27 protein-coding genes and 1 pseudogene are annotated in these 26,888 nt (G+C 32.0%); 7 read left to right on the plus strand and 21 right to left on the minus strand.

Annotation, left to right across the window (positions count from 1 at the left end):
- Window positions 1-57: 57 nt before the first annotated feature.
- The 3 genes from KI230_RS12115 to KI230_RS12125 are packed head-to-tail and all read right to left on the minus strand — an operon-like array spanning window position 58 to window position 1,146.
- Window positions 58-159, minus strand: a complete 102-nt coding sequence (locus tag KI230_RS12115) for a hypothetical protein (RefSeq protein ID WP_001791744.1) — start codon at window positions 157-159, stop codon at window positions 58-60.
- A 6-nt stretch (window positions 160-165) separates the two neighbouring features.
- Window positions 166-765, minus strand: a complete 600-nt coding sequence (locus KI230_RS12120) for a DsbA family protein (RefSeq protein ID WP_000162812.1) — start codon at window positions 763-765, stop codon at window positions 166-168.
- Window positions 766-783: 18 nt separating this feature from the next.
- The gene (locus KI230_RS12125) at window positions 784-1,146 is read right to left on the minus strand and encodes a DUF4467 domain-containing protein (protein WP_000819843.1); all 363 of its coding nucleotides are present in this window, start codon (window positions 1,144-1,146) and stop codon (window positions 784-786) included.
- Between the two features lie 254 nt (window positions 1,147-1,400).
- Here KI230_RS12125 and fmhA point away from each other — a divergent pair, with 254 nt between their 5' ends.
- Window positions 1,401-2,651: a FemA/FemB family glycyltransferase FmhA gene (fmhA, locus tag KI230_RS12130; RefSeq protein WP_001012241.1), complete on the plus strand. Its 1,251-nt coding sequence runs from the start codon at window positions 1,401-1,403 to the stop codon at window positions 2,649-2,651.
- A 96-nt stretch (window positions 2,652-2,747) separates the two neighbouring features.
- Here the strand turns inward: fmhA and KI230_RS12135 are convergent, their stop codons facing one another.
- The 4 genes from KI230_RS12135 to mdeA all read right to left on the minus strand — a co-directional run bounded on the left by KI230_RS12135 (window position 2,748) and on the right by mdeA (window position 6,515).
- Entirely contained in the window at window positions 2,748-3,479 is a 732-nt protein-coding gene (locus KI230_RS12135) for an amino acid ABC transporter ATP-binding protein (protein ID WP_000615461.1), read from the minus strand.
- Window positions 3,476-4,195, minus strand: a complete 720-nt coding sequence (locus tag KI230_RS12140) for an amino acid ABC transporter permease (RefSeq protein WP_000479576.1) — start codon at window positions 4,193-4,195, stop codon at window positions 3,476-3,478. Before KI230_RS12140 ends, KI230_RS12135 begins: the two co-directional genes overlap by 4 nt.
- Window positions 4,176-4,955: a transporter substrate-binding domain-containing protein gene (locus KI230_RS12145; protein ID WP_000825929.1), complete on the minus strand. Its 780-nt coding sequence runs from the start codon at window positions 4,953-4,955 to the stop codon at window positions 4,176-4,178. Before KI230_RS12145 ends, KI230_RS12140 begins: the two co-directional genes overlap by 20 nt.
- A 120-nt stretch (window positions 4,956-5,075) precedes the next feature.
- Window positions 5,076-6,515 carry a multidrug efflux MFS transporter MdeA gene (gene mdeA, locus KI230_RS12150; protein ID WP_000038959.1) on the minus strand — a complete coding sequence of 480 codons (1,440 nt, stop codon included), beginning with the start codon at window positions 6,513-6,515 and terminating at the stop codon, window positions 5,076-5,078.
- A 173-nt stretch (window positions 6,516-6,688) separates the two neighbouring features.
- Here mdeA and KI230_RS12155 point away from each other — a divergent pair, with 173 nt between their 5' ends.
- Window positions 6,689-6,793 (plus strand): putative metal homeostasis protein, encoded by a 105-nt coding sequence (locus tag KI230_RS12155; RefSeq protein WP_000762708.1) that lies wholly within the window; start codon window positions 6,689-6,691, stop codon window positions 6,791-6,793.
- A 153-nt stretch (window positions 6,794-6,946) separates the two neighbouring features.
- Here the strand turns inward: KI230_RS12155 and KI230_RS12160 are convergent, their stop codons facing one another.
- From KI230_RS12160 to KI230_RS12170, 3 genes are all read right to left on the minus strand, one after another.
- A complete protein-coding gene (locus KI230_RS12160; RefSeq protein ID WP_001125208.1) occupies window positions 6,947-7,633 on the minus strand; it encodes a 2,3-diphosphoglycerate-dependent phosphoglycerate mutase in 687 nt (228 codons plus the stop codon).
- Window positions 7,634-7,959: 326 nt separating this feature from the next.
- Window positions 7,960-8,826, minus strand: a complete 867-nt coding sequence (locus KI230_RS12165) for a cation diffusion facilitator family transporter (RefSeq protein ID WP_000019127.1) — start codon at window positions 8,824-8,826, stop codon at window positions 7,960-7,962.
- Window positions 8,827-9,255: 429 nt separating this feature from the next.
- Window positions 9,256-9,360 (minus strand): hypothetical protein, encoded by a 105-nt coding sequence (locus tag KI230_RS12170; RefSeq protein ID WP_001789935.1) that lies wholly within the window; start codon window positions 9,358-9,360, stop codon window positions 9,256-9,258.
- Window positions 9,361-9,454: 94 nt separating this feature from the next.
- Here KI230_RS12170 and sbi point away from each other — a divergent pair, with 94 nt between their 5' ends.
- The 4 genes from sbi to hlgB all read left to right on the plus strand — a co-directional run bounded on the left by sbi (window position 9,455) and on the right by hlgB (window position 14,757).
- Window positions 9,455-10,798 (plus strand): immunoglobulin-binding protein Sbi, encoded by a 1,344-nt coding sequence (gene sbi, locus KI230_RS12175; protein ID WP_045177671.1) that lies wholly within the window; start codon window positions 9,455-9,457, stop codon window positions 10,796-10,798.
- A gap of 535 nt (window positions 10,799-11,333) precedes the next feature.
- Entirely contained in the window at window positions 11,334-12,263 is a 930-nt protein-coding gene (gene hlgA, locus KI230_RS12180) for a bi-component gamma-hemolysin HlgAB subunit A (protein WP_000594519.1), read from the plus strand.
- Window positions 12,264-12,830: 567 nt separating this feature from the next.
- A complete protein-coding gene (gene hlgC, locus KI230_RS12185; protein ID WP_000916704.1) occupies window positions 12,831-13,778 on the plus strand; it encodes a bi-component gamma-hemolysin HlgCB subunit C in 948 nt (315 codons plus the stop codon).
- A gap of 1 nt (window position 13,779) precedes the next feature.
- The gene (gene hlgB, locus KI230_RS12190; RefSeq protein ID WP_000783428.1) at window positions 13,780-14,757 is read left to right on the plus strand and encodes a bi-component gamma-hemolysin HlgAB/HlgCB subunit B; all 978 of its coding nucleotides are present in this window, start codon (window positions 13,780-13,782) and stop codon (window positions 14,755-14,757) included.
- 51 nt (window positions 14,758-14,808) lie between these two features.
- Here the strand turns inward: hlgB and KI230_RS12195 are convergent.
- The 11 genes and pseudogenes from KI230_RS12195 to gtxA form a co-directional block, all read right to left on the minus strand.
- Window positions 14,809-15,275 (minus strand): annotated as a pseudogene (locus tag KI230_RS12195) (QueT transporter family protein).
- A gap of 10 nt (window positions 15,276-15,285) precedes the next feature.
- On the minus strand, window positions 15,286-15,978 hold the full coding sequence (locus KI230_RS12200; protein WP_045177675.1) for a 6-carboxyhexanoate--CoA ligase: 693 nt from the start codon (window positions 15,976-15,978) through the stop codon (window positions 15,286-15,288).
- A gap of 10 nt (window positions 15,979-15,988) precedes the next feature.
- Window positions 15,989-17,104, minus strand: a complete 1,116-nt coding sequence (locus KI230_RS12205; RefSeq protein ID WP_000971550.1) for an aminotransferase class I/II-fold pyridoxal phosphate-dependent enzyme — start codon at window positions 17,102-17,104, stop codon at window positions 15,989-15,991.
- On the minus strand, window positions 17,082-18,089 hold the full coding sequence (bioB, locus tag KI230_RS12210; protein WP_001046645.1) for a biotin synthase BioB: 1,008 nt from the start codon (window positions 18,087-18,089) through the stop codon (window positions 17,082-17,084). The genes KI230_RS12205 and bioB overlap by 23 nt, the downstream gene beginning before the upstream one ends.
- A gap of 1 nt (window position 18,090) precedes the next feature.
- Complete coding sequence (bioA, locus tag KI230_RS12215) at window positions 18,091-19,449, minus strand: adenosylmethionine--8-amino-7-oxononanoate transaminase (protein WP_001110071.1); 1,359 nt, start codon at window positions 19,447-19,449, stop codon at window positions 18,091-18,093.
- The gene (gene bioD / locus KI230_RS12220; protein WP_001217916.1) at window positions 19,427-20,113 is read right to left on the minus strand and encodes a dethiobiotin synthase; all 687 of its coding nucleotides are present in this window, start codon (window positions 20,111-20,113) and stop codon (window positions 19,427-19,429) included. The genes bioA and bioD overlap by 23 nt, the downstream gene beginning before the upstream one ends.
- A 54-nt stretch (window positions 20,114-20,167) precedes the next feature.
- On the minus strand, window positions 20,168-20,335 hold the full coding sequence (locus KI230_RS12225) for a hypothetical protein (RefSeq protein ID WP_001790576.1): 168 nt from the start codon (window positions 20,333-20,335) through the stop codon (window positions 20,168-20,170).
- Window positions 20,336-20,565: 230 nt separating this feature from the next.
- Window positions 20,566-22,299: an ABC transporter ATP-binding protein gene (locus tag KI230_RS12230; protein ID WP_000486494.1), complete on the minus strand. Its 1,734-nt coding sequence runs from the start codon at window positions 22,297-22,299 to the stop codon at window positions 20,566-20,568.
- A gap of 24 nt (window positions 22,300-22,323) precedes the next feature.
- The gene (locus KI230_RS12235) at window positions 22,324-24,087 is read right to left on the minus strand and encodes an ABC transporter ATP-binding protein (RefSeq protein ID WP_006191000.1); all 1,764 of its coding nucleotides are present in this window, start codon (window positions 24,085-24,087) and stop codon (window positions 22,324-22,326) included.
- Window positions 24,088-24,793: 706 nt separating this feature from the next.
- On the minus strand, window positions 24,794-24,901 hold the full coding sequence (locus KI230_RS12240) for a type I toxin-antitoxin system Fst family toxin (RefSeq protein ID WP_000482647.1): 108 nt from the start codon (window positions 24,899-24,901) through the stop codon (window positions 24,794-24,796).
- A 133-nt stretch (window positions 24,902-25,034) separates the two neighbouring features.
- Complete coding sequence (gtxA, locus tag KI230_RS12245; protein WP_000779360.1) at window positions 25,035-25,421, minus strand: flippase GtxA; 387 nt, start codon at window positions 25,419-25,421, stop codon at window positions 25,035-25,037.
- 267 nt (window positions 25,422-25,688) lie between these two features.
- Between gtxA and KI230_RS12250 the strand changes: the two genes are divergently transcribed.
- Entirely contained in the window at window positions 25,689-26,831 is a 1,143-nt protein-coding gene (locus tag KI230_RS12250; protein ID WP_001176863.1) for a glycerate kinase, read from the plus strand.
- Window positions 26,832-26,888 lie beyond the last annotated feature (57 nt).

Consider the following 26,888-nt stretch of genomic DNA (forward strand, 5'->3'; position numbering starts at 1 on the left):
TACCTATCCTGTACTGATTCCCTACTAAACAATGTTTACATGATAATTTCCACCTATTTAGACTTCATACATTAAAAAGACAATCTCTATCATATCGCTAATAGAAATTGCCTTTTCGTATTGTCCTAATAAATTGGTATCACTTACTGATCTCAACAATTAAGACTATTTGATTTTATCTTTTAATAACTTCTCATAACTTTCATAATCATATGGATCTTCAACTTTCTCGCCATTAATAAATGCAGTTGGTGTCGTTTTTATATGATTATCTTTCGCTATTTTTTTATCTTTCTCTGCAGCTTTCCAAGACTTGCTATCTTTTGTCTTGTAATCTTTTATAATTTTATTTTCCGTCTCTTTATCTAAATGCAGTTGTTTAATATGTTTATCTAATAGTTCTTTTGTTAACCATTCTTTATTTTCATCTTGCTGGGCAACAAATAATTGCTTTTGAAAATCTAAAAATGATTTAGGTGCATACATCAATACTGCATGACTCGCACGCGAACCAACAATTGAGTCTTTACCTAAGAAAGCTAAATTGACAAATTGGTATTCCACTTTGTGATTATCTATATAATTTTTACGCAACTTTGGCATGACTTTTTCATCTAATTCTTTACAATAAGGACATTTATAGTCGCCATATATGACAACTAATGGTTTGCCGTTTTTCGAGGATGTCGTTGCTGATTCTTTTTTACCGCAAGCTGTTAAAATTAACATGCTCACTATAAATAATGTTAGTAATTTTTTAGTCATAATAACTCCTGCTCATATCTAGTTCGTCATATTTTCTTCATGATAATCCGCATCATGTTGTTGATAATATCGTCTCGAATCAAAATCTTGCTTATATGATACACGTTTATCACTAAAATCATATGCATAATAATGCACTTCATCATCATTACTCAAAGGTTTATAAGCTAAAATGATAATTTTATCCTTATCATAGACATAAATATTAGCATCTTTGCGTTCAAAATGATCAACACGATCACCGTTGCCTTTTTTGGCAAGTTGTTCTTGTTTTTGATTTTGAATTTTAACTGCTTCATCTATTTCTTTCACATATTTATCATTACCACATCCTGATATAAAGACTAGTAATAATAATACCGTCGCCACAAATCGCTTCAATGCTCCCACTCCTACTATCAACTTCCAACTAACTTTCAATATAATTAATACTATACACCGTCAAACATCAATGCGCTACAACTACTACCAATGCATTTAATATAAATATCCAAAGAAATAACAGTTATGTATAGTCAAAGAAAAATATATTTCATTTTCTATGTGTATTTACAATCAGTTTTTGATAAAATAAAAAAATAGCATTATAAATAAATTCAAAAATTACAGTTCAATTCAGAGAGGGATGGGATAAAATGAACTTTGTAACGTTGACTTCGGATGAGTTCAATGCGTTTACAACAAAGCATTTTTCACATTACACACAATCAGCTATTCATTACAATCATAGAGTTGATTTAAAAGGCGATGTGCATCTTGTAGGGGTTAAAGATGACAATGGTCAAGTGATTGCAGGATGCTTATTGACAGAAGCACGCACACTTAAATTTTTCAAATATTTTTATACACATCGCGGGCCAGTGATGGATTATACAAATCAATCATTAGTAGCATTTTTCTTTAAATCATTAACTTCATATTTGAAGAAACAAAATTGTTTATATGTCCTTGTAGATCCATATTTAATTGAAAATTTACGCAATGCAGACGGTGAAATTGTTAAGTCTTATGACAACCGAGCATTTGTTAGAACAATGGACACATTAGGCTATAAGCATCAAGGTTTTCCAGTCGGTTATGATTCAATGAGTCAAATCCGTTGGTTATCTGTATTAGATTTAAAGGATAAAACAGAAGACCAGTTATTAAAAGAAATGGATTATCAAACGAGACGTAATATTAAAAAAACATATGATATTGGTGTCAAAACTAAAACGTTAACGATTGATGAAACGCAAACTTTTTTCGACTTATTCCATATGGCCGAAGAAAAGCATGGTTTCAAATTCCGTGAGTTACCATACTTTGAAGAAATGCAAAAGTTATACGATGACCACGCCATGTTAAAGTTGGCTTATATTGATTTAAACGAGTATTTAAAAACGTTACAATTAAAGCAACAGCAATTAACGGCTGAACTTTCAGGTGTTGAAGAGGCATTGGAAGAAAGTCCTAATTCAAAGAAAAATAAAACGAAACGCACACAGCTAGAACAACAGCTAAATAGCAATAAGCGTAAAATCGACAATACAATAGAACAAATTGAACAAGATGGTGCAGTCTTAAACTTAGCTTCTGCTTTGTTTATCTACAATGAGCATGAAGTTTATTACTTATCTAGTGGTTCAAACCCTAAATATAATGCTTATATGGGTGCCTACCATTTGCAGTGGGAAATGATTAAGTTTGCTAAAGCGCATCATATTAATCGCTATAATTTTTATGGTATTACCGGTGACTTTTCAGAGTCATCAGAAGATTATGGCGTACAACAATTCAAAAAAGGTTTTAACGCACATGTAGAAGAGTATATCGGCGACTTTATTAAGCCTATCAAACCATTACTATATAAGGTACAAACATACTTAAATCATAAACGTCGTTAAAATATCGCTCCAAGATTATGACAACATAACAAAGAACCACGCATCATGTATATGGCATCATCACCATACTAAAACATGATACGTGGTTTTATTTGATTATTCTTCATTTATAACATTTAAGAAACGTCTTAATTCTTCTGTTTTCGGACGATTGAACATCTCTTCTGGAGCCCCTTGTTCTCCGATCATGCCTTCATGAATAAATACAATGTTATTAGATACTTCTTTAGCAAAACGCATTTCATGTGTCACAATGACCATTGTCATGCCTTCATTAGCCAAATCTTTAATAACCTTTAAAACATCATTCACAAGTTCAGGATCAAGTGCAGATGTTGGTTCATCAAACAACATCACTTTAGGGTTCATTGCTAGTGCTCTTGCAATAGCAACACGTTGTTGTTGACCACCTGATAATGCATGTGGACGTTGATCTTTGACATGTGTTAAACCAACTTTCTCAAGTAACTCAAGTGATTTCCCACGTGCCTCATCCTTTTTCAACTTTTTAACTGTGATAAGACCTTCCATTACATTTTCTAATGCCGTCTTATGCGGAAAAAGGTTATAACTTTGAAATACCATACCAGACTGTTTACGAACTTCTATTTGTGATTTTTTATCTTTAGATGTATATGTTTTGCCGTTAACATAAACTGTACCTTCAGTTGGAATTTCTAATGCATTAATCATACGTAACAATGTTGTTTTACCTGAACCAGATCGACCGATTAAGGTTACAACCTCACCTTGTTCAACAGATAAATCAATACCTTTGATGACTTCAACATCATTGAATGATTTATGGATATTGTTCAATTGAATCATGAGCGATACCCTCTTTCAATATAAGATTCATAGATACCTTGGATAATTGAAATAATAAAGCATACCACCCAGTACATTAGCGCAACTAACACATAAATTGTTAAATATTCATATGTTGTAGACGCAACTTCTTGAGCTTTTCTAAACATTTCAGCCACTAAAATAAATCCTAATAATGATGTATCTTTGATTAAACTTAAAAATGTATTACCTAGTGCAGGAATCGACACTCGAATTGCCTGCGGTAAAATGATACGTTGTATCGTTTGACCATACGTCATACCGATGGAATATGCAGCTTCTGTTTGTCCTTTCGGTATAGAAATAATACCGCCACGAATAATTTCCGAAGCATACGCACCTACATTTAATGATAAACCAATAATAGCAGCCACTACAGGTGCCAATGTCCATTGGTTGTCAGCGTCATTTGTTAATAATCTACCTAATTCTGGAATACCATAAAATATGATAAATAGTTGTACTATCATTGGTGTTCCTCGAATAATAGATACATAGACACGTGAAATACTTCTTAAAATTTTACTCGTTGAAATTCGCATTAATGCTGTAAATAATGCAATAATCAATCCTAAAACAAATGTAACTAATGTAATAGGAATTGAATATTTGACCAAACCTTCTAGCATAGGTCCGAAAGCTTGTTTTGCAGCATCTAGCGCATGTTGTTGTTCGCTATTTAGATTTAGAAACATCTTGACCAAACCATTTCTTACCTATTTTAGCTAATTCACCGTTTTCCTCGATTTTTTTCAAGCCATCATTGAATTTTTGAACTGTTTCATCATCTGCTTTTTTAGAAAATGCAAATGCAGATCTACTTTGTTCAGCATTACCTTTGATTGCTTTGATCTTAGCATTAGGTTTTTGTTTTTTATAATCCAAGTATGACAGACTATCATTAAATGTACCATCAACACGCTTAGACAATAATAAATCCATTGATTGGTTAAAGCCATCAACTTTTGTAATATCAGCACCTTTATCCTTAGCTAATTTACCATAATTAGATGTGAATGTTTGTGCTAACTTCTTACCTTTAACATCATCAAAATCTTTAATATCTTTTTCATTTTCACGAATAACTAAAACAGCACTTGAGAATGTGTAAGGCTTAGAAAATTTATATTTCTTTTCTCTATCAGGATTAATACCTACTTGGTTCGCGATTACATCAAAACGCCCTGCGTCTAAACCTGCAAACATAGAATCCCAAGAAGTTTCATTAAATTTAAGTTTTAAACCTTCTTCTTTAGCCACTGCTTTAATAACATCAATATCGTAACCAGTTAATTTACCATCTTTATCGTGGAAACTAAATGGTGCATAAGTCCCCTCAGTCCCAACATTAATTGTCTTGCTATCTTTACTAGCTTCCTTGTCTTTCGACGAATTGTTTCCGCATGCAGCCAATATGAAAACGAAAGCTATCATCACAAATAAAAGTCTTTTCATAGAATATATCTCCTTATTCTTATTATTCTAATCGGAATAAAAATATTTTAATCTGAAATGCCGGATAAGTCAATATGTTGAACTTTTGCTAAAAAGCTTTATATAGCTAGCAACTTATATTTATTGACGAGAATCAACTTCTTTTTTCTTCCCTTGTAACATAAATGAACAAAAGAAACTAATAACTGTAATCAATAATGCAAATAAAAATCCAGCGTGATAACCATGCAACATCGTATCAACTTTAATTTGATTCATCATATCAATTTTGTTCATGCCATTATAGTCTGACATAGTTGGAGAAAAGTTTTTGCTTGCATGAGATAAAATAGTAATTAATGCAGCTGTTCCGATAGAACCAGCAATTTGTTGTACTGTGTTTGTCATAGATGAACCGTGTGCATTCATTTCTGGCTTTAATTGATTCATCGTATGGGTCATTACTGGAATTAATCCTAACGCGATACCAACCATTCGAATCGCATAAACTGTTGCCAACATGATTGTTGATGTTTGTTCATCCATTACAACAAAATAAGCCGTAGTAATAACAACAATCGCCATACCGACTAAAGCCAATTTTCTTGGACCAAACTTTTCATATAAAGCACCCGAAGTCATCGACATAAATGCCATAACAATTGCTCCTGGTAATAAAGTTAACCCAGAATCTAAAGCTGAACGATGCAATAAATTTTGCACAAAGATAGGTAAAATCGTTTCCGAACCAATCATCGATACCATTGTGACACCCATAATAATGATACCAACTGTAAATTGTTTATTTTTAAATACTGCAAAATTTAATAATGGTGTTGATAGCCGATATTGACGTAATACAAATAATGCGACTAAAACAACGCCTCCAATCATAGATACTAATACGATAGGATTATCAAAACCTTTTTCTGAAATTGAACTCGTTCCATACAATAACCCGCCGAAACCTAGTACAGAAAAAATGACAGAAATAAAATCAATAGGTACTTTAATTGTAGTTCCAACATTTTTTATCGTTTTAAATCCAATTAAAAATGTAACAGCTGCAATTGGAGCGACAACATGGAAAAGCGATCTCCAGTTAAAATATTCAACAAGGTAACCTGAAAGAGTAGGTCCAATAGCTGGTGCTAAACCAATTACCAAACCAAATATCCCCATATATTTACCGCGTTCATGCGGTTGGAAAACATCCAAAATCGTTGTCATCATCAATGGCATCATAATACCTGCGCCTAACGCCTGAATAATTCTAGCAACTAATAATGTTGCAAAGTGCGGACTCAAGCCGCCGAGTAATGTACCTAAGAAAAAGATAGAAATACCCACTAAAAACACTTGTCTTGTTGTATAACGTTGTATAACAAGCGCGGACAAAGGAATAACAATCCCATTAGTCAATAAAAAAGCTGTTGTCAGCCATTGAACTTGTGTATATGAAATTTCAAAGTCTTTCATAATACTTGGTAAAGCCGTCACTAATAGTGTTTCATTTAATAATCCAAAAAATCCACCCATCAGCATAGTAATAATCATCGTTAATTTTTGTTTCTTCGACATTTAAAGCTTCCCCCTCACCATCTAAAAAACGACACTCATTTTTAGATATCCGGTAATTATACCCATTTTCAAAAAAATTAGCACGACTTTATTACAATTTCTTTAAAACGTAATCATTACTATTTACATATGAGTAGTTATCGGTCATAATATATTTACAAGGAGGGATAGAGATGAAATTAGATTTACAGACTGCTCGTCGAAATTTAAATAGCCCTAACATTAAAACAAGAAAGCGTGCTTTAAAGATTATTAAGCAACACAAAAGAGCGAAATAATTGTTTTAATTTGACTATATTGTATGTCTAACTATATTTTCGAGTATCCCTAGCTCGTTAATATAAACTCTATACTTAACTATTTCCTTACATTACTTCACATATTTAAGAGCTGCATATACACTCACTCCTTGTGTACATGCAGCTCTTTTTTTATAAGTAGTATTTATCTATAACTTCTAAATCATCCGTTAATTCATAAACAAGCGGTGCACCTGTTTTAATTTCATAATTAATGATATCTTCATCTGACACATCTTCAAGATATTTAATCAATGCGCGAATTGAATTTCCGTGTGCAGAAACTAATACCGTTTGACCATCTAGCAAATATTGTGAAATATGATCTGTCCAAAATGGTATCACTCGAACTAAAGTATCTTTCAGACTTTCAGAATAAGGCATCATACGTTTATCTAAATGATTATATCGACGATCAGCTAAGTAAGCTTCACGTTGTTCTTCGGTTTCAGCAGGCGGTTTCACATCATAAGAACGACGCCAAATATGTACTTGTTCTTCTCCAAATTCTTTTCTAGCATCATCTTTATTTAAGCCTTGCAATCCACCATAGTGGCGTTCATTTAAACGCCAGCTTTTATATACAGGAATCCATTGTTGTTTAGATTCAGTTAAAATATAATGCGTTGTATCTAAAGCACGTGTTAATAACGATGTAAAAGCTACATCGATGGCAATGTTATTTTCTCTTACTTTTTCACCTGCTCTAGTCGCTTCATTAATACCTTGTTCAGATAAATTAACATCTTCCCATCCAGTAAATAAGTTTTTAGCATTCCACTCGCTTTGTCCATGACGACATAAAATTAATTTTGGCATAACTTATAACCTCTTTCCTTTAATCTTTAGGACGTTATTTCAGGGATATTTTAAGATGATTTAATCTTAGTAATTTTCTTTTCAATATATTTTAAAATTCAATGATTAAATCAATTATCACTAGACATTAAATACATAAATCCTATTCCCCATTTTCATTTTTTAATTCATAAATGAATCAATAACCACCTAATAACAAATCATATTATACACCTTTGTTCGCCATTTTTCTAAGGTTTAAAAAATATTTTTAGGTGCGCCTAAAAATAAATGTAATAAAAACGCCTCCTCAGATATTTATATATCTATGAAGACGTTTAAATACATTATAGATGGTCTGGTTCTGGGTGAACGTATACTGAGGAAATACCTTTTTTGTGCAAATGATGTTCGACATTGTCACAAATTTGATGCGCTTCTACTAAGGAAAGGTTAGCATCTACAACAATTGTGACATCAATAAACACACTACTTCCATGGTAACGCCCTTTAATACTTTTAACTTCTTGTACTTCATCAACTTCTAAAATATCATTGCGATACGCTTCTAATTCAGTTTCATTGAAACCATCACTCAACATAAAAATTGCTTCTTTAAAAATACCAAAACCAGTATAAACGATTAGTAAGCCTAGTAATGTTGCTAAAATAATATCGACAATTGGGAAACCGATTTGCGTAAAAATTAATCCTATCGCTGTTCCAATGCTGACTAAACTATCTGATAAATTATCTTTGGCAGCCGAATTTAAAGAACTACTTTTCGTTCTTTTCGCTAGTCTTTGATTGACTGCAAATACAATCAACATTACAAGACCACTGATTAAGCTGACGATAATTGTTATTGCGTTAGGTACAACGTCATCTTCTTTGAACAAACGAGGTGCATTTTGAATAACTACTTGGATACCTACAAACATAATGACAAATGACACCAATAATGAAGAAATATTTTCAGACTTCAAATGGCCATAAGGATGATTTCGATCGGCAGGTTTAATTGAAATTTTCAATCCAATAATAACAGCTAAAGAAACGATAATATCTGTCATATTGTTTAATGCGTCGGCTCTTACAGCTGCAGAGTTAAAGACAAAACCCGTGACATACTTAACAATAGATAAGATTATATATACAATTAAACTCAAATAAGCACCGCGTTGCGCCAATTTAAGATTTTCATTATGAGACATGCGTTGAACCACCTTGAATTAGTATAGTAACAATATTATGAATGATTTATTTTAAATTTACAACGTTTTTAATTTTTATAAATTTTTATAAAATTAAACTAATTTATTCATTCGCAACCCCTAAAAATATTTTTTAGCCTTTCTGCGAATTTTATGAGCTAGAAAGGCTTATGCAGTTGACGTTTTACGTCCAACTGCGTTCCTTCGTCTTCTTCAAATTTATTTGTTAGAAAGGCACCCAACTCTCCCTGTTTGTGAACTTTCGCCTCGAAAGTTTCTATGTTGGGACCCTATGCATTAGTAGCGAAGCTATCTAATGTCGTGACCTAATTATATAGAAGAAAAAGTGCATCAGTGACAAATTAAATGAGATTTCTACTCTACCAAACTCTCTTCGAAAGACAATTTTCTCCTCTATTTATTAGCAAACTATTGCATTTCTCCATATAGTACTTCCTTACTTAAAATACGCTGAATGTTCTGAATTAAACGCTTTTTTACATAGTTAACACTAGTTAATCTATTAGTTAACATTAGTTAATAATTAGTTAATTTCCATTTGTATTCTCATGTGATAAATTCTAAAAGCATACAATAAATTTAATATGTAAAAAGAAAGGGAATACACATGAAAAATAAATATATCTCGAAGTTGCTAGTTGGGGCAGCAACAATTACGTTAGCTACAATGATTTCAAATGGGGAAGCAAAAGCGAGTGAAAACACGCAACAAACTTCAACTAAGCACCAAACAACTCAAAACAACTACGTAACAGATCAACAAAAAGCTTTTTATCAAGTATTACATCTAAAAGGTATCACAGAAGAACAACGTAACCAATACATCAAAACATTACGCGAACACCCAGAACGTGCACAAGAAGTATTCTCTGAATCACTTAAAGACAGCAAGAACCCAGACCGACGTGTTGCACAACAAAACGCTTTTTACAATGTTCTTAAAAATGATAACTTAACTGAACAAGAAAAAAATAATTACATTGCACAAATTAAAGAAAACCCTGATAGAAGCCAACAAGTTTGGGTAGAATCAGTACAATCTTCTAAAGCTAAAGAACGTCAAAATATTGAAAATGCGGATAAAGCAATTAAAGATTTCCAAGATAACAAAGCACCACACGATAAATCAGCAGCATATGAAGCTAACTCAAAATTACCTAAAGATTTACGCGATAAAAATAACCGCTTTGTAGAAAAAGTTTCAATTGAAAAAGCAATCGTTCGTCATGATGAGCGTGTGAAATCAGCAAATGATGCAATCTCAAAATTAAATGTAAAAGATTCAATTGAAAACAGACGTTTAGCACAACGTGAAGTTAACAAAGCACCTATGGATGTAAAAGAGCATTTACAGAAACAATTAGACGCATTAGTAGCTCAAAAAGATGCTGAAAAGAAAGTGGCACCAAAAGTTGAGGCTCCTCAAATTCAATCACCACAAATTGAAAAACCTAAAGCAGAATCACCAAAAGTTGAAGTCCCTCAAATCCAATCACCAAAAGTTGAAGTCCCTCAAATCCAATCACCAAAAGTTGAGGTTCCTCAATCTAAATTATTAGGTTACTACCAATCATTAAAAGATTCATTTAACTATGGTTACAAGTATTTAACAGATACTTATAAAAGCTATAAAGAAAAATATGATACAGCAAAGTACTACTATAATACGTACTATAAATACAAAGGTGCGATTGACAAAGCTGTATTAACTTTACTTGGCGATGGTTCTAAATCTTATATCCAACCATTGAAAGTTGATGATAAAAATGGCTATTTAGCTAAATCATATGCACAAGTAAGAAACTATGTAACTGAGTCAATCAATACTGGTAAAGTATTATATACTTTCTACCAAAACCCAACATTAGTAAAAACAGCTATTAAAGCTCAAGAAACTGCATCATCAATCAAAAATACAATAACTGGATTATTTAACTCATTCTGGAAATAATCAATCAAAAATATCTTCTCTAGTTTTACATCATTTTTTAAATAATTTTCGTAACAAACCGTGATTAAAAAGAACCGCTGATTCTCAATCGAATCTACGGTTCTTTTTTCATTTTCCATCAATTAAATGCTTCTTCGCTATTTGTCAGCCCACTTTTTTACCTGCAACTTGTTAAATAATCCTTACATCGTTAACGAATAGTTCATCATTTAGTTGAATCAGCTCAACTTTATTAACTTCATATTTTCACAAACTATTGCGCAATCCATTCCTCTTCCACTACAAGCACCATAATTAAACAACAATTCAATAAAATAAGACTTGCAAAGCATAGTTATGTAGCTATATAAACGCCTACGACCAATAAATCTTTTAAACATAACATAATGCAAAAACATCATTTAACAATGCTAAAAATGTCTCTTCAATACATGTTGATAGTAATTAACTTTTAACGAACAGTTAATTCGAAAACGCTTACAAATAGATTATTATATATATGAACTTAAAATTAAATAGAAAGAAAGTGATTTCTATGATTAAAAATAAAATATTAACAGCAACTTTAGCAGTTGGTTTAATAGCCCCTTTAGCCAATCCATTTATAGAAATTTCTAAAGCAGAAAATAAGATAGAAGATATCGGCCAAGGTGCAGAAATCATCAAAAGAACACAAGACATTACTAGCAAACGATTAGCTATAACTCAAAACATTCAATTTGATTTTGTAAAAGATAAAAAATATAACAAAGATGCCCTAGTTGTTAAGATGCAAGGCTTCATCAGCTCTAGAACAACATATTCAGACTTAAAAAAATATCCATATATTAAAAGAATGATATGGCCATTTCAATATAATATCAGTTTGAAAACGAAAGACTCTAATGTTGATTTAATCAATTATCTTCCTAAAAATAAAATTGATTCAGCAGATGTTAGTCAGAAATTAGGCTATAATATCGGCGGAAACTTCCAATCAGCGCCATCAATCGGAGGCAGTGGCTCATTCAACTACTCTAAAACAATTAGTTATAATCAAAAAAACTATGTTACTGAAGTAGAAAGTCAGAACTCTAAAGGTGTTAAATGGGGAGTGAAAGCAAATTCATTCGTTACACCGAATGGTCAAGTATCTGCATATGATCAATACTTATTTGCACAAGACCCAACTGGTCCAGCAGCAAGAGACTATTTCGTCCCAGATAATCAATTACCTCCTTTAATTCAAAGTGGCTTTAATCCATCATTTATTACAACATTGTCACACGAAAGAGGTAAAGGTGATAAAAGCGAGTTTGAAATCACTTACGGCAGAAACATGGATGCTACATATGCTTACGTGACAAGACATCGTTTAGCCGTTGATAGAAAACATGATGCTTTTAAAAACCGAAACGTTACAGTTAAATATGAAGTGAACTGGAAAACACATGAAGTAAAAATTAAAAGCATCACACCTAAGTAAACAGTTCAATCATTTTATAAAATCCTGGGACACTTCATACTTGTCTCAGGATTTTTTAACATATTGAATCAGTCTCATAACATTAAATTAATTTATCATACATTAAATTTAATAATAACAACTGATTTTTATAAGAACAAAGTATCGCACCATAGTAGATACACAAATAATACAAATGAAGCAATTTAAGTTGAAAACTTAAATAAATATTCTCAATTTAATAAATAATTAACTTTTAGATGGATTCATCAAAAATCGTAAAAAAGAACAATTTGTATTTTACAAACATTAATTAAAAATAAAAGCAAGACATTCGTGCAATCGGTTACCTTAAATTGTTTACAACTGTCAACAATACCAAGGTTTTATTAACTATATTTCTCACAAAATTAGCTTTTAGCATTCCAAACAAAAAAGGTTAAATTGAACGGAATTATGGCATTTTCAACTTAATTGTAAAAAAAGTTGATAATGGTCAATTGTTAATGAACAGTTAATTATAATAACATCCAAAATATATTATTATTTAATTAAGTTAAATAAAATTATAGAAAGAAAGTGAAACTTATGCTTAAAAATAAAATATTAGCCACAACTTTATCTGTGAGCTTACTTGCCCCTCTTGCCAATCCGTTATTAGAAAATGCTAAAGCTGCCAACGATACTGAAGACATCGGTAAAGGAAGCGATATAGAAATTATCAAAAGGACAGAAGATAAAACAAGTAATAAATGGGGCGTGACTCAAAATATTCAATTTGATTTTGTGAAGGATAAAAAATATAACAAAGATGCTTTGATATTAAAGATGCAAGGATTCATTAGCTCTAGAACAACATATTACAACTATAAAAAAACTAATCATGTTAAAGCTATGCGATGGCCATTCCAATATAATATTGGTTTAAAAACAAATGATAAATATGTTTCTTTAATTAATTATTTACCTAAAAATAAAATTGAATCTACAAACGTGAGTCAGACATTAGGATACAATATCGGTGGTAATTTCCAATCAGCCCCATCACTCGGTGGTAATGGATCATTTAACTATTCTAAATCGATTAGCTATACACAACAAAATTATGTAAGTGAAGTAGAACAACAAAACTCAAAAAGTGTTTTATGGGGCGTCAAAGCGAATTCATTCGCCACTGAATCAGGTCAAAAATCAGCATTTGATAGCGATTTATTTGTAGGCTACAAACCTCATAGTAAAGATCCTAGAGATTATTTCGTTCCAGACAGTGAGTTACCTCCTCTTGTACAAAGTGGATTTAACCCTTCATTTATCGCCACAGTATCTCATGAAAAAGGTTCAAGCGATACAAGCGAATTTGAAATTACTTACGGAAGAAACATGGATGTCACTCATGCCATTAAAAGATCAACGCATTATGGCAACAGTTATTTAGACGGACATAGAGTCCATAATGCATTTGTAAATAGAAACTATACTGTGAAATACGAGGTCAATTGGAAGACTCATGAAATCAAGGTGAAAGGACAGAATTGATATGAAAATGAATAAATTAGTCAAATCATCCGTTGCTACATCTATGGCATTATTATTACTTTCTGGTACTGCTAATGCTGAAGGTAAAATAACACCAGTCAGCGTAAAAAAAGTCGATGACAAAGTTACTTTATACAAAACAACAGCCACAGCAGATTCTGATAAATTTAAAATTTCACAGATTTTAACATTTAATTTCATCAAAGATAAAAGTTATGATAAAGATACTTTAGTACTTAAAGCTACTGGGAATATTAACTCAGGCTTTGTAAAACCTAATCCTAATGACTATGACTTTTCAAAATTATATTGGGGAGCTAAATACAATGTATCTATAAGCTCACAATCTAATGATTCAGTAAACGTCGTTGATTATGCACCAAAAAATCAAAATGAAGAGTTTCAAGTTCAAAATACTTTAGGCTATACATTTGGTGGTGACATTAGTATCTCTAATGGTTTATCTGGTGGACTTAATGGAAATACAGCTTTTTCTGAAACAATTAATTATAAACAAGAAAGTTACAGAACAACATTAAGTCGCAACACAAATTATAAAAATGTTGGCTGGGGAGTTGAAGCACATAAAATTATGAATAATGGTTGGGGACCTTATGGACGAGATAGCTTCCACCCAACATATGGTAATGAACTCTTCTTAGCTGGCAGACAAAGCAGTGCATACGCTGGACAAAACTTCATAGCGCAACACCAAATGCCATTATTATCTAGAAGTAACTTCAATCCAGAATTTTTAAGCGTACTATCACACAGACAAGATGGCGCTAAAAAATCTAAAATTACAGTAACTTATCAACGTGAAATGGATTTATACCAAATTCGTTGGAATGGCTTCTACTGGGCAGGCGCAAATTATAAAAACTTTAAAACTAGAACATTTAAATCAACATATGAAATTGATTGGGAAAATCACAAAGTGAAATTGTTAGATACAAAAGAAACTGAAAACAATAAATAGCTAGTAAAACACGGTCGCCAACATTAATTGTGACGACCGTGTTTTGATTTATTATCTTAGTAAGACTGCCATTTTTTTCTCAATGTGAGATATAAAGGAATAGCTACAATTAAAGTGAATATTACGCCTGGAATCGCGTTTAACAACACTACCCACACAGGTAAATTTAAAATAATAGATAATAGTAGCCTAGATACCAAACTGCCTAATACACTTGCTAAAACTAATGATAGTACATTTATTTTCAATAAATAAACAACTGCAATAGCTATAACTCTAAATATAATAGAGATAATCACATTAATTGGATTAAATACGCCAAATACTAGTAATAATAGGCTAGATAATAATCCACCTAAAAAGTACTTTTTAATTCCAAAGAAAGCTAATATCAATAATGCTGCCGGTGCAGATAATTGAAAATCTAATCCTGGTATAATGGACGGTATTTTCAAAACTGCCAAAATGGTTAAAATCGCAGCAATGACACTAATTTGAGTAATATCTTTTGATGTCATACTAAAACCCCTATACCGTTTCATAAACAACTTGCTTCGGTGTGCTTTCTAAAAATGATATGTAATGATTTAAATCAATACGATTGTCCACAAATATTATTCTGCCTCCATATCTCGTATTAACTGGTTTAATATCAAACAATCGATGGTAACCAATTTTAGCAGAGGCAAAATAACCTGTCGTATACATTAAGTCATCGGACACGCAAAGTTCTCCTTTGACATACGGATGCGCATTGATACAACTAGCAATTGCTAAGGCATCAGTCACTCTTTCATTAAGATCACCTTTATTATTTATATCTTCAAACGAAAAATGTGTTGCCCTAATCCCCCTTTGTCCAAATGAATCTAAACGTTTACCAGATATAGCAGATAGAATAATAGCTCCTGTATAAACCGTTTCATTTTTAATATATGTCATCCCTTGATTTAGCGCTTGTTCAGTGACACCACATTCTTGTGTTAAATGTTGGAGATTTGCTTTATCATCCTCAATAATTTGTAATGCTTTTATTTGTTGAATCGGTTCCATGATTTTTTGTATTTTTATATTGAGAAAATCCGGTTGCCCATTTTCATGAAAAAAACCTTTATTATAAAACCTTTGTACCGTCTGTTCTATTTTGTCAAACTCACAAATCGTTTCAGCACCACTAATATGAACATCTTGATTGCTAGAACGCATTTTTATACTATACATGACGATCACCTCAATCTTCTTGATGCAAAATTTCAAACAACCTATCTATATCTTGTTCAGTATGAAAATACGACAATGATATTCTTAACATTGGCTTAGTCACAGTTGGATACCTTAAATAACTTGTAAACACATGATGCTTTAATAATGTTTGATGAATGTTCTCAGCCGCTTCTATGTCATCAAACTCAATAAACTTAATCGGCGAGTTTGAACTATTATAATTAACATTGAGTGCTTTTAACTTTTGGTTAAAATATTTACTCAAACTATTTAATTTAGTGCGTCTATCATCAGCATTTATTAACTTTTCAATGTTTCTTTTTATAAAATACAAATTATAAATTGGCAAACTACTTGAGTAGATGAGTGGTCTACCGTGATTAATTAACATATCCTTCACATCATTTGAACTTAAAATCACACCCCCGTATGCACCACATGCTTTAGATAAACTAGAAGTGAGTATATCTACACCTTGATAATTCGAGTAATTCTCTATTCCAAAACTATGTGAAACATCGAGTATCAGTGTTGCGTTATATTTATGCTTTAATGAGACTAATTGACCAATATCCACAACGTCGCCATTCGTTGAAAATACACTATCAGATATGATTATTTTTGGTATATTTTGATTAGGGTATTTCTCTAACCTTTTTTCTAAATCAGCAATATCTAAATGCTTATATATCACTTTTTCTAAACCACTTAACTTAATACCGTCAATAATACTCGCATGATTTTCTTGATCTGAAAACACGACACAATTTGTATTTTTGAAAATATTAAATAACGCCAAATTAGCATCATAACCACTATTTAAGATAGTACATGCACTATATCCGAGCCAACCTGCTAACATTGTTTCAATTTCTTCATAAGCTGTCGAACTTCCACTAATTAATCTTGAACTTGATAAGTGATAACTATACTTCCGCATAAATCTTTCGAAATCATCCTTATCAAACGCTATTTGACCTAATCCTAAATAATCATTAGATGTATAGTTCGTACATCTCTTATTTTCTACTTCAATATACTGTCTATCTATATACCCTACCGATTTAAGCGACCGATATAACCCTTTCTGTTGTAATAAATCAATTTGCTCTTGAAACATCATTCTTGTTTTCCTTATTTTCACAAGTGTCATAATCAATTTCAAAGCCCAAATCATTAATCATATCGTAGTCTAATTGGTTCGGTTGCCCACCAGTAATTAGATAATCACCGACAAATATTGAATTCGCCGCTTTTAATGCTAATGGCTGTAACGAACGTAAGTTGACCTCTCTTCCTCCAGCAATACGAATTTCTTTCGTAGGATTGATTAATCGGAATAATGCTACGATTCTTAAACATTTCATTGGTGTTAAATCATCCATGCTTCCAAACTTTGTGCCTTTGATTGGATGCAAAAAATTAATCGGAATACTGTCGGCATCCATTTCTTTCAAAGCAAATGCCATATCAACAATATCTTGATTAGATTCTCCCATACCACAAATCACGCCAGAACATGGTGATATGTTATTCGCTTTCATTAGTTCTATCGTATCTGTTCTATCTTTATAACTATGCGTTGTCACGACGTTATCATGGTAATTTTCACTTGTATTAATATTGTGGTTATATCTGTCTACACCAGCTGACTTAAGTTTCTTAGCTTGTTCGTCATTCGTTAATCCTAAACATGCACATATTTTTAGTTGCGGGTGTTGAGATTTAATCGTTCTTACAGTGTTACTAATATGATCAACTTCTTTATCGCTCGGTCCTCTACCACTCATAACAATACAATATGTTCCAATATGATTATCATGTGCCACCTTTGCTCCATCGATAATTTGTTCCTCTGGAATTAAAGCATATCGCTGTTTTTGTTTAATATCTCGTGATTGTCCACAGTACCCACAATTCTCAGGACATATACCACTTTTAGCATTTAAAATCATGTTTAATTTTACTTTTTTACCAAAATAATGTTTTCTTAAAATGTACGCCTCATTTAATAAATCTAAGGTATCAATATTAGTATCCTCATAAATTTTCAATACAGTCTCTTTTGTTAATTGTTCCCCTTGTAATATGCGTTTAGCCAAATTCATATTAACACTTCCTATCTAAAATGTTATGTACTGCCTTTTTAAAAATACGTACCATCGTTTTCACTTCTTTATTTGACATACTTAACACTGGCACAAACGTAATGACATTTTCTAAATTTCTAATCATTAGCCCGTTTTCTTTACAATTACGTACAATACGTTCAACTTTTTCAATTTCTAACGGCGTTTTACTATCTTTATCTGTAACTAATTCAACTCCAAACATTAAGCCTCGTCCTCTTACATCACCAACATTTCGATGACGCTTCAGCGCATGTAACTGTTTCTCAAGTGTTGATGATGTCGTTTCAATATGTGACAATAACTTACGTTTTTCATAAAGTCTTATATTTTCTAATGCAACCGTACAAACGATTTGATTTCCGGTGTATGTATGACCATGGAAAAAGGTATTCACACCATGCGAATCACTTAAAAATGCATTGTATATTTTTTGAGATGTCAATGTAGCTGCAAGTGGTAAGTAGCCACCAGTAATCGCCTTACCTAAACACATAATATCCGGTTGAACATCTTCATGATTGCATGCAAACATCTTTCCAGTTCTCCCAAAACCAACTGCTACCTCATCACAAATTAATAAGACATCGTATTTTTTGCACAATTTCTCGACTTCTTTCAAAAAGCCTTTAGGATGAACAAACAAGCCTGTCGCACCTTGAATCAACGGTTCCAATATAAACCCTGCGATTTCATCATTTCTTTCAATTAGAATTTGCTCTATATTCGTTAAAATAGCTGTCATCATTTCATTTTCAGTATCGTAATTACTGCGATAGAAAGATGGGCTTTCTACTTGAATATTCTCAAATATTAAGTCTTTAAATATTTTATGAAAGGTCTTGATACCACCAACACTTACCGCACCAATCGTATCCCCATGATAACCGTGATTTAGCGTTATAAACTTGTTTTTCTTGGCATATTTTTCTCTATCAATATTTTTCCAATACTGATATGCCATCTTTATTGCGATTTCAACAGACGCACTGCCTGTATCAGAATAAAATACTTTTCTTAGATTACTTGGCGTGATTTCGATTAATTTTTCCGCAAGTTCTATTGACGGAATATTTGATGATCCTAGCAGCGTAGAATGGGCAATTTTATTGAGTTGCTTTTTAATTACCTTATTCAAGTATTTGTTATTATGACCATGCACATTGACCCACAACGATGCATAACCATCTAAATATTTATTGCCATTCGTATCGTAAAGGTAACTACCCTTTCCTTTTTCAATGATGATTGCTTCTTCTTTGCTATATACACCCATTTGTGTAAATGGATGCCAAACATATTCTGAGTCTTTTTGTTTAAGTTGTTGTGTGTAATTCATTTTTAACTCCTATTAATTGTTTTAAAAATGCTTCTGAGAAATTTTCATACGTGGCATGTTCTTCAAATGTATAGACTGTTTTATTTGTTAATTTTCCAATCGTAATTTGATTGTCTTTTTCAATATAGCTGTCTGTATAGCGATTCATTATTAAAAAATTACTCGCCGATACATTCTGATTAACATAATCTTGGTGAACAATGGCATCGCTAATAGCACCTAATTTTGATGGCAACACACTGATGACACAATCTGCACAATCATTGATTAAATCTTTAGTCATGTAGAAATCATCTGTACCTTCATATATTGGTACGGCAATTCCCCCAGCACCCTCAATTAAGATAAAATCAAATTCCTTATCTAAAACTTTTACCTTATCTAATACACGCTGCTTATTTAGAAAAATTTGATCTGTCATTTTAAATGCAAGGTGTGGTGATACAGGTTGCTTAAAAGTATAAAGTGACGTTATGTCATAGCTTAAATCACATTCATTTTTAAATACTTCTAAATCTGGAAATGTCCCGTCTTGGCGTTCCTCAGTTTGAAATGGTTTAAAAATACAAACTCGATGACCACGTGTTTTCAAAGCATGGTATAAATGCTTTGTAACATAGGTTTTGCCTACATCAGTATTCGTACTTGTAATAAAAATCCTCATAAAAAATAAGCACCTCAATCCGAATGTAAACTTTTATAATTAATAAGTTTACATTTAAGGCGCATGTTTTTCAAGAAAACATGAATTTAAACTTCTCAGTATAACTATAAATTTTGGCAAAATTTTGACCTTGCTATTGAAATGACTAAGACTTCTTAAGGAATTCGGGCAGATATAAACAGCGATTCGATAAAATATGTCAGTTAAAATTAATAATTGCATTATTTCTTAATAAAAAGACATCCTAGCTTTACCATCTTGTGAAACAATCCATTAATTGTAATATTACGTTGAGCGCCTTGTTCATCAATGCTATAATTAGTTACATAATAAATTGAACATCTAAATACACCAAATCCCCTCACTATTGCCCTAGTGAGGGGATTTATTTTGCTGTTGATTATCTATCACCCTTTTTATTTCCAAATTCTGATTCCATATTAAACTATTATTTATAATTTCCAGCCTGCTGATTTACTTTTTATTCTTATAAAGTCTTGATACATTCCTGGTTTTCGAATTAATTCATCATGACTACCTTTTTGAATTATTTCACCTTCATTGAGCACTATAATCTGATCTGCATTTTTAATAGTTTCAAGTTTATGTGCAATTGTAATTACTGTTTTGCCTTTACTTAATTCATTAATTGCCGTTTGAATCAACTGTTCATTTTCAGGGTCAATACTTGCAGTTGCTTCATCTAAAATAATTATTGGTGCATCTTTTAATATCGCCCTAGCAATAGAAATCCTTTGCTTTTCTCCGCCAGATAAATTACTACCTTTTTCATTTAGCATTGTTTGATATCCCTCAGGTAATGACATGATGAAGTCGTGGCAACATGCTTGCTTCGCTGCACGAATAATTTCTTCTTTCGTTGCACCTGGATTGCCAAACAATATGTTATTTTCAATCGTATCATTAAATAAATACACCTTTTGAAATACTGCACTAATTTTCGACATTAACGTACTTAATGTCATATCTTTAATATCAACACCATCGATGCGAATATTTCCATCATCGATATCATAAAAGCGCAAGAGTAAGTGACATAATGTAGATTTCCCACTTCCTGAAGGTCCAATTATTGCTGTTGATGTTTGTGTAGGTATCTCAAAATTCACATTCTTTATCACTTGTTTATCATCATATGAAAAGTTCACGTTTTGAAAAGCGATATTTTCATTTTTAATCGTCAAATTTTTTCCATTCTCATCCAGTTCTGGAGCATTTTTTATCTTTTCAATATCATCTATCGTCATATCTATCATTTCAAGTACGTGTGCAGCACTATTAATATTTTCAACACTATCAAATATCACAAATGAAAAAATTGAAATCATAATAAGGGTAGGTAAATCAATACTATGATTCATATATAATAAGCATGCAACTAATACAATCATTATTGAAACAACTTTTAAACTAAGTAAATGCAATAAATTGAATGGGATATATTGCATTTCTATTTTTGTATTTATACGTTTACTTTCATTGACTGCTTGGTTAAAACTTTTAAGACTCGTATTTTCTTTCGCGAATGATTTTATTACTTGAATACCACGAATAACCTCCAATACCTTTTCCACTAATTGGTTTTGTACATTATGATACGCTGGCGCATTTTGTCGACTCTTTCTTTCTAATAATTGAATCGCAAAAAATGATAGTAATACGCCAATGCATGCTAATAATGATACTTGCCACGAAACTACAAGTAGAGACAATATGAGTACTGTAATTAATATGTATCCATTAACAACAACGTCCACCATTTTCATAGCAAAGTTTTCTAAAAAGGTTAAATCTGTTGTTACTATTGTTGTTAACTCATTTGAATGATGCGAATTAAAATAACCTAACCTTACATTTTTCAATTTATCCCCTATATCTAAACGTTCTTTCGCACTCATTTCATAAGCGATGCTCTCATGGCTTTTGCTTTTGAAATATGCTGTAATAAATCGTCCAATCACTAATAAAACCATGATAATTACAACATTCAATATATCTTTCATATAAATAGGTTTATGAGATAGCACATTATTAAATATTTTTGCAGCTAAAAAGATAGGTAACGCAATAAAAATAGCATTTAAAAATGACATGCTAAATCCTAAAATCATTCTTGCTTTATATGGTCTTATCCAGTTTAAAATTTTAAATGTAATTTGAAACATATTTGACCTCCTTTTCTCATTAGTTTAATTATGTCCAGTATTGATTCCCCAATCTTTTGTATGCATGTGCGTATCCCACATTTTCTTATAATTACCGTTTAATTTTAGCAATAAGTGATGTGACCCTTTTTCTAAAATTTGTTGTTTACCTAAAACAATAATTTGATCTGCATGTTGAATCGTAGATAACCGATGTGCAATAACAATCAATGTTTTATCCTGCGTCAACACATTTAATGCTTCTTGAATTTTTTGTTCGTTGTCTGGATCAACGTAAACAGTCGCTTCATCTAATACAATGATAGGCGCATCTTTTAATATCATTCTTGCAATAGTGACTCGTTGTTTTTCACCACCAGACAATTTATCTCCCACTGTACCAACATTCGTATCATATCCATCTGGCAACTTTTCAATAAATTCATGACATTGTGCTAACTTGGCAGCTTTTTCAACTGCCTCATCCGTAGCTTCTGGATTGCCAAGTTTAATATTTTCTTTAAAAGTAAGATTTAATAAAAAGTTATCTTGTCCAACAAAACCAACTAAATCGTTAAGTTGTTTCGATTCAATATCTTTTATATTTATACCGCCAATCGTAATTTCACCTGAAGTCACATCCCAGTATCGTGATATAAGCTTGGCAATGGTTGACTTACCGCTACCAGATGCCCCGACGATAGCTGTGAAATTATTTTCTGGTACTGTAAATGATAAATGCTTAAAGACCAGATCGTCCTTATCTTTGTTATATGAAAATCCAACATTATTAAAAGCAATTTCATAATGTTGAGGCTTCTTAAATTTTGTTGACAATACTAACTCTTCTAGACTTAATATTTGATTCACTTCAGTTAATGCGTATTGTATAGACTTTAAATGATTTACATAATTAGTAAAATTCTTAATCGGTGCTACTACACCTAAAGATAATACGATGCATAGGAAAAATTCCGCATAGTTTAATTGGTTGATAGATATCAAATACATGCCGACCGGTAAAATCCCTAAAAATGTTGAAGGTAATACACTAGCTCCTAAATTCATATACCCCCATGTATTTTTAAACCAATTCAAAGTGTGAATCTTATAATTATCTACTGCATCTTTATATTTTTTATATGAACTTTGAGATTGATTAAATGTTTTAATCACTTCAATGCCTTCGATAAACTCTACAATCGCGCTATTCATATAATTATTCGATTTCATTTGTTCAGCATATGTCTCATTAAATCCAGACATAACTTTTTTAAAAGCGAAAATTGAAATTGGTATCGTTACTAATAAGGCACTAGCCATACGCCAATCAATGAGCATTATGTATAAAAAGATAGCAGCTGACAAAAGTAAGTTTCCTATAACTTCAGGAATCATATGTGCTAAAGGTAATTCTATTGTTTCAACCTTATCGACAAATATATTTTTTAATTCACCTATTTTCTTAGATTCCACTACGCCTAAAGGGAGACGCATTAATTTTTGAGCTAATTTTTTACGAATTTCAGATAAAATTTCATATGCCGTAATATGTGATAGCATCGTTGACGCTCCAAAACAACACACTTGTGAAATATAAGCGATTAAAGCAATAAAGATATAAACCATAATCGAATTAATCGTATATGCATTGTTAATCATCATTAAAATAATTTTAAAGACTGCCCAATATGGAACTAATCCAGAAAAGACACTGATGATAGACAACAAAATTGATAACATAATTTTCCATTTACTATCAGAAGCAAATCCGCTGAGTATCTTTATCCAATTTGTCTGATTGTTCATCGTATATGTAACTCCTTTCAATTAATAATCTAAATTAAGCCGCTTATATTATTTATTTCACTGGATGATATACATAATATAAATTTGTTATTTGTTAAAAATTAATACTTATTACAAGTACATCATATATTAGTTGATAACGATTATCAATGTTGCGTGGATTTGTGACACATTTCTTTTAAAAATTCACAAGGTTATGGGGCAGAAATGATAAAGAGCCACTAATGATTTATTATGTAATGGTTCTTTATCCTTAGCCACAGCTAATATGTACTTAAAAATAGGAATACATGAGTAAAACTCTATGTTGGGGCTCCGCCAACTTGCACATTATTGTAAGCTGACTTTCCGCCAGCTACTGTGTTGGGACTCCGCCAACTTGCATTGTCTGTAGAAACTGTGGATCCAATTTCTCTATGTTGTTGGGTCCCTGAGTATAGCCTTGTAGAGTCTAGTACATTGATTTGTATCCCAATGTCCCTATAATTGATTATTAGCTTTATCTAATGATCCTATGACTCAACTATTAAATCATTTTCCAAAATACTTAATTCTAATATAATTAAATTCATTTATTGTAATATTGCAAAAATACATTGCACACCTTGTTCATCAATGCTATAATTAATTACATAATAAATTGAACATCTAAATACACCAAATCCCCTCACTACTGCCATAGTGAGGGGATTTATTTAGGTGTTGGTTATTTGTCACCTTTTTTATTGTTGCGCGTTCGTAACCAATGTGCAAAAAACGCAACAAGACAGCCGCTTAAAGCTGAAGTCATGATGTCAATTAATAAATTGAACATCCGTCATACACCTCCTCTCTGCGTTAAAGTAACGCCCGAGATGTTAGGCGACCATTATATTATATCATTTATTTATTATATTTCACGCAATATTAAAGTTCGAGTAAAGCGCTTTTTAGTGGTTTACGCTACTTTAATTACTATCTTTTAAAATCCATTTAGATAATACAAATGTGATGGGTATCGTAATCACTAAACCTGCAAATGGCGCAATTTCCGCTGGCAAATTTAGCCAGGATACAAAAACATATAATAAAACTGTTTGTAAGCTTACGTTGACAATCTGCGTAATTGGAAAACTAATGAATTTTCTCCAAGTAGGTTTTACCCTGTAAACAAAATAACAATTCAAATAATACGAAATCACAAAAGCGACTAGAAATCCGGTAATATGACTAATCATATATTCAATGTGTAATAATTTTAACAGCAATAAATAGACAACATAATAATTTAACGTATTAATGCCGCCAACAATGATAAATTTTAAAATTTCAGCATGCGTTTGTGTTAGTTTCATATGTGTAACTCCTCAACATCAAAATATATGTATAGCTACGTTCTCCAACATACTCGAATATGCGAGCCAATCCGCTTCACTTCAAATTTACTTATTTCAACCTTTATACCCTTTCACAGCAAATTTAGTCTCTTTCCTCTCATCCTTATACGCCATTATAATGTAACTGATTTATCGCGTGACTCATTAGCACTATAGAGATTACTTTAGTTCACTAGTAATTTTATATACAATAAGAGCGACAACAGTAATGAGAGGATGTCTACTATGCAATTACAAAAAATTGTCATCGCTCCTGACTCATTTAAGGAAAGTATGACCGCACAGCAAGTTGGCAATATTATAAAACAGGCATTTACTAATGTTTATGGGAATACCCTTCATTATGATATCATTCCGATGGCTGATGGTGGTGAAGGTACCACAGATGCTTTAATGCATGCAACAGGTGCCACTAAGTATACAGTCATCGTTAATGACCCTTTAATGCGACCTATTGAAGCATGTTATGCACGCGCAGACGAACAACAAATTGCAATTATTGAAATGGCGGCAGCGTCAGGTTTGGATTTATTAGAAAAAGAGGAACGTAATCCTTTATACACATCATCATATGGTACCGGTGAACTAATTAAAGATGCATTAAATCATGGTGCTAAGACCATTATTTTAGGGATTGGTGGCAGTGCAACAAATGATGGTGGTACAGGTATGCTAAGTGCACTAGGCGTAAAGTTTACTGATGTAAACGGGGACTTATTACAAATGAATGGTGCTAATCTTGCTCACATTGCACAAATCGATATAACCAATCTAGATTCGCGATTAAAAGAGGTGACCTTTAAAGTGGCCTGTGATGTTTCAAATCCTTTATTGGGTGAAAATGGTGCTACCTATATTTATGGTCCTCAAAAAGGCGCTGATGCAAAGATGATACCAAAGTTGGATTTCGCAATGTCGCATTATCATGATAAGATAAAAATGTGCACAGGAAAGTCCGTTAATCAAATACCAGGTTCTGGTGCAGCTGGCGGTATGGGCGCAGCATTATTAGCGTTTTGTGAGACAACTTTAACAAAAGGTATTGATGTCGTCTTTGACATTACAGATTTTCATCAAAGAATTAAAGATGCAGACCTCGTTATTACTGGAGAAGGACGCATGGATTATCAGACCATCTTTGGTAAAACACCCGTAGGCGTTGCGTTAGCTGCAAAACAATATCATATTCCTGTCATCGCGATTTGTGGCAGTCTAGGCGAAAATTATCAACATGTTTACGATTTCGGTATTGATAGTGCCTATTCTATAATCTCTTCACCTAGCACTTTAGAAGATGTCCTACAAAATAGCGAACAAAATTTATTAAACACTGCAACTGACATTGCTCGTATTCTGAAATTACAATAATGTCAAAGTAAATCATCAGCTTTATTATTTGCAGTTAAAACTTGAATGAGGTGAAAC

Origin of the sequence: Staphylococcus sp. MZ3 (genome assembly GCF_018622755.1) — a bacterium.
GTDB classification, from domain to species: Bacteria; Bacillota; Bacilli; order Staphylococcales; family Staphylococcaceae; genus Staphylococcus; species Staphylococcus aureus.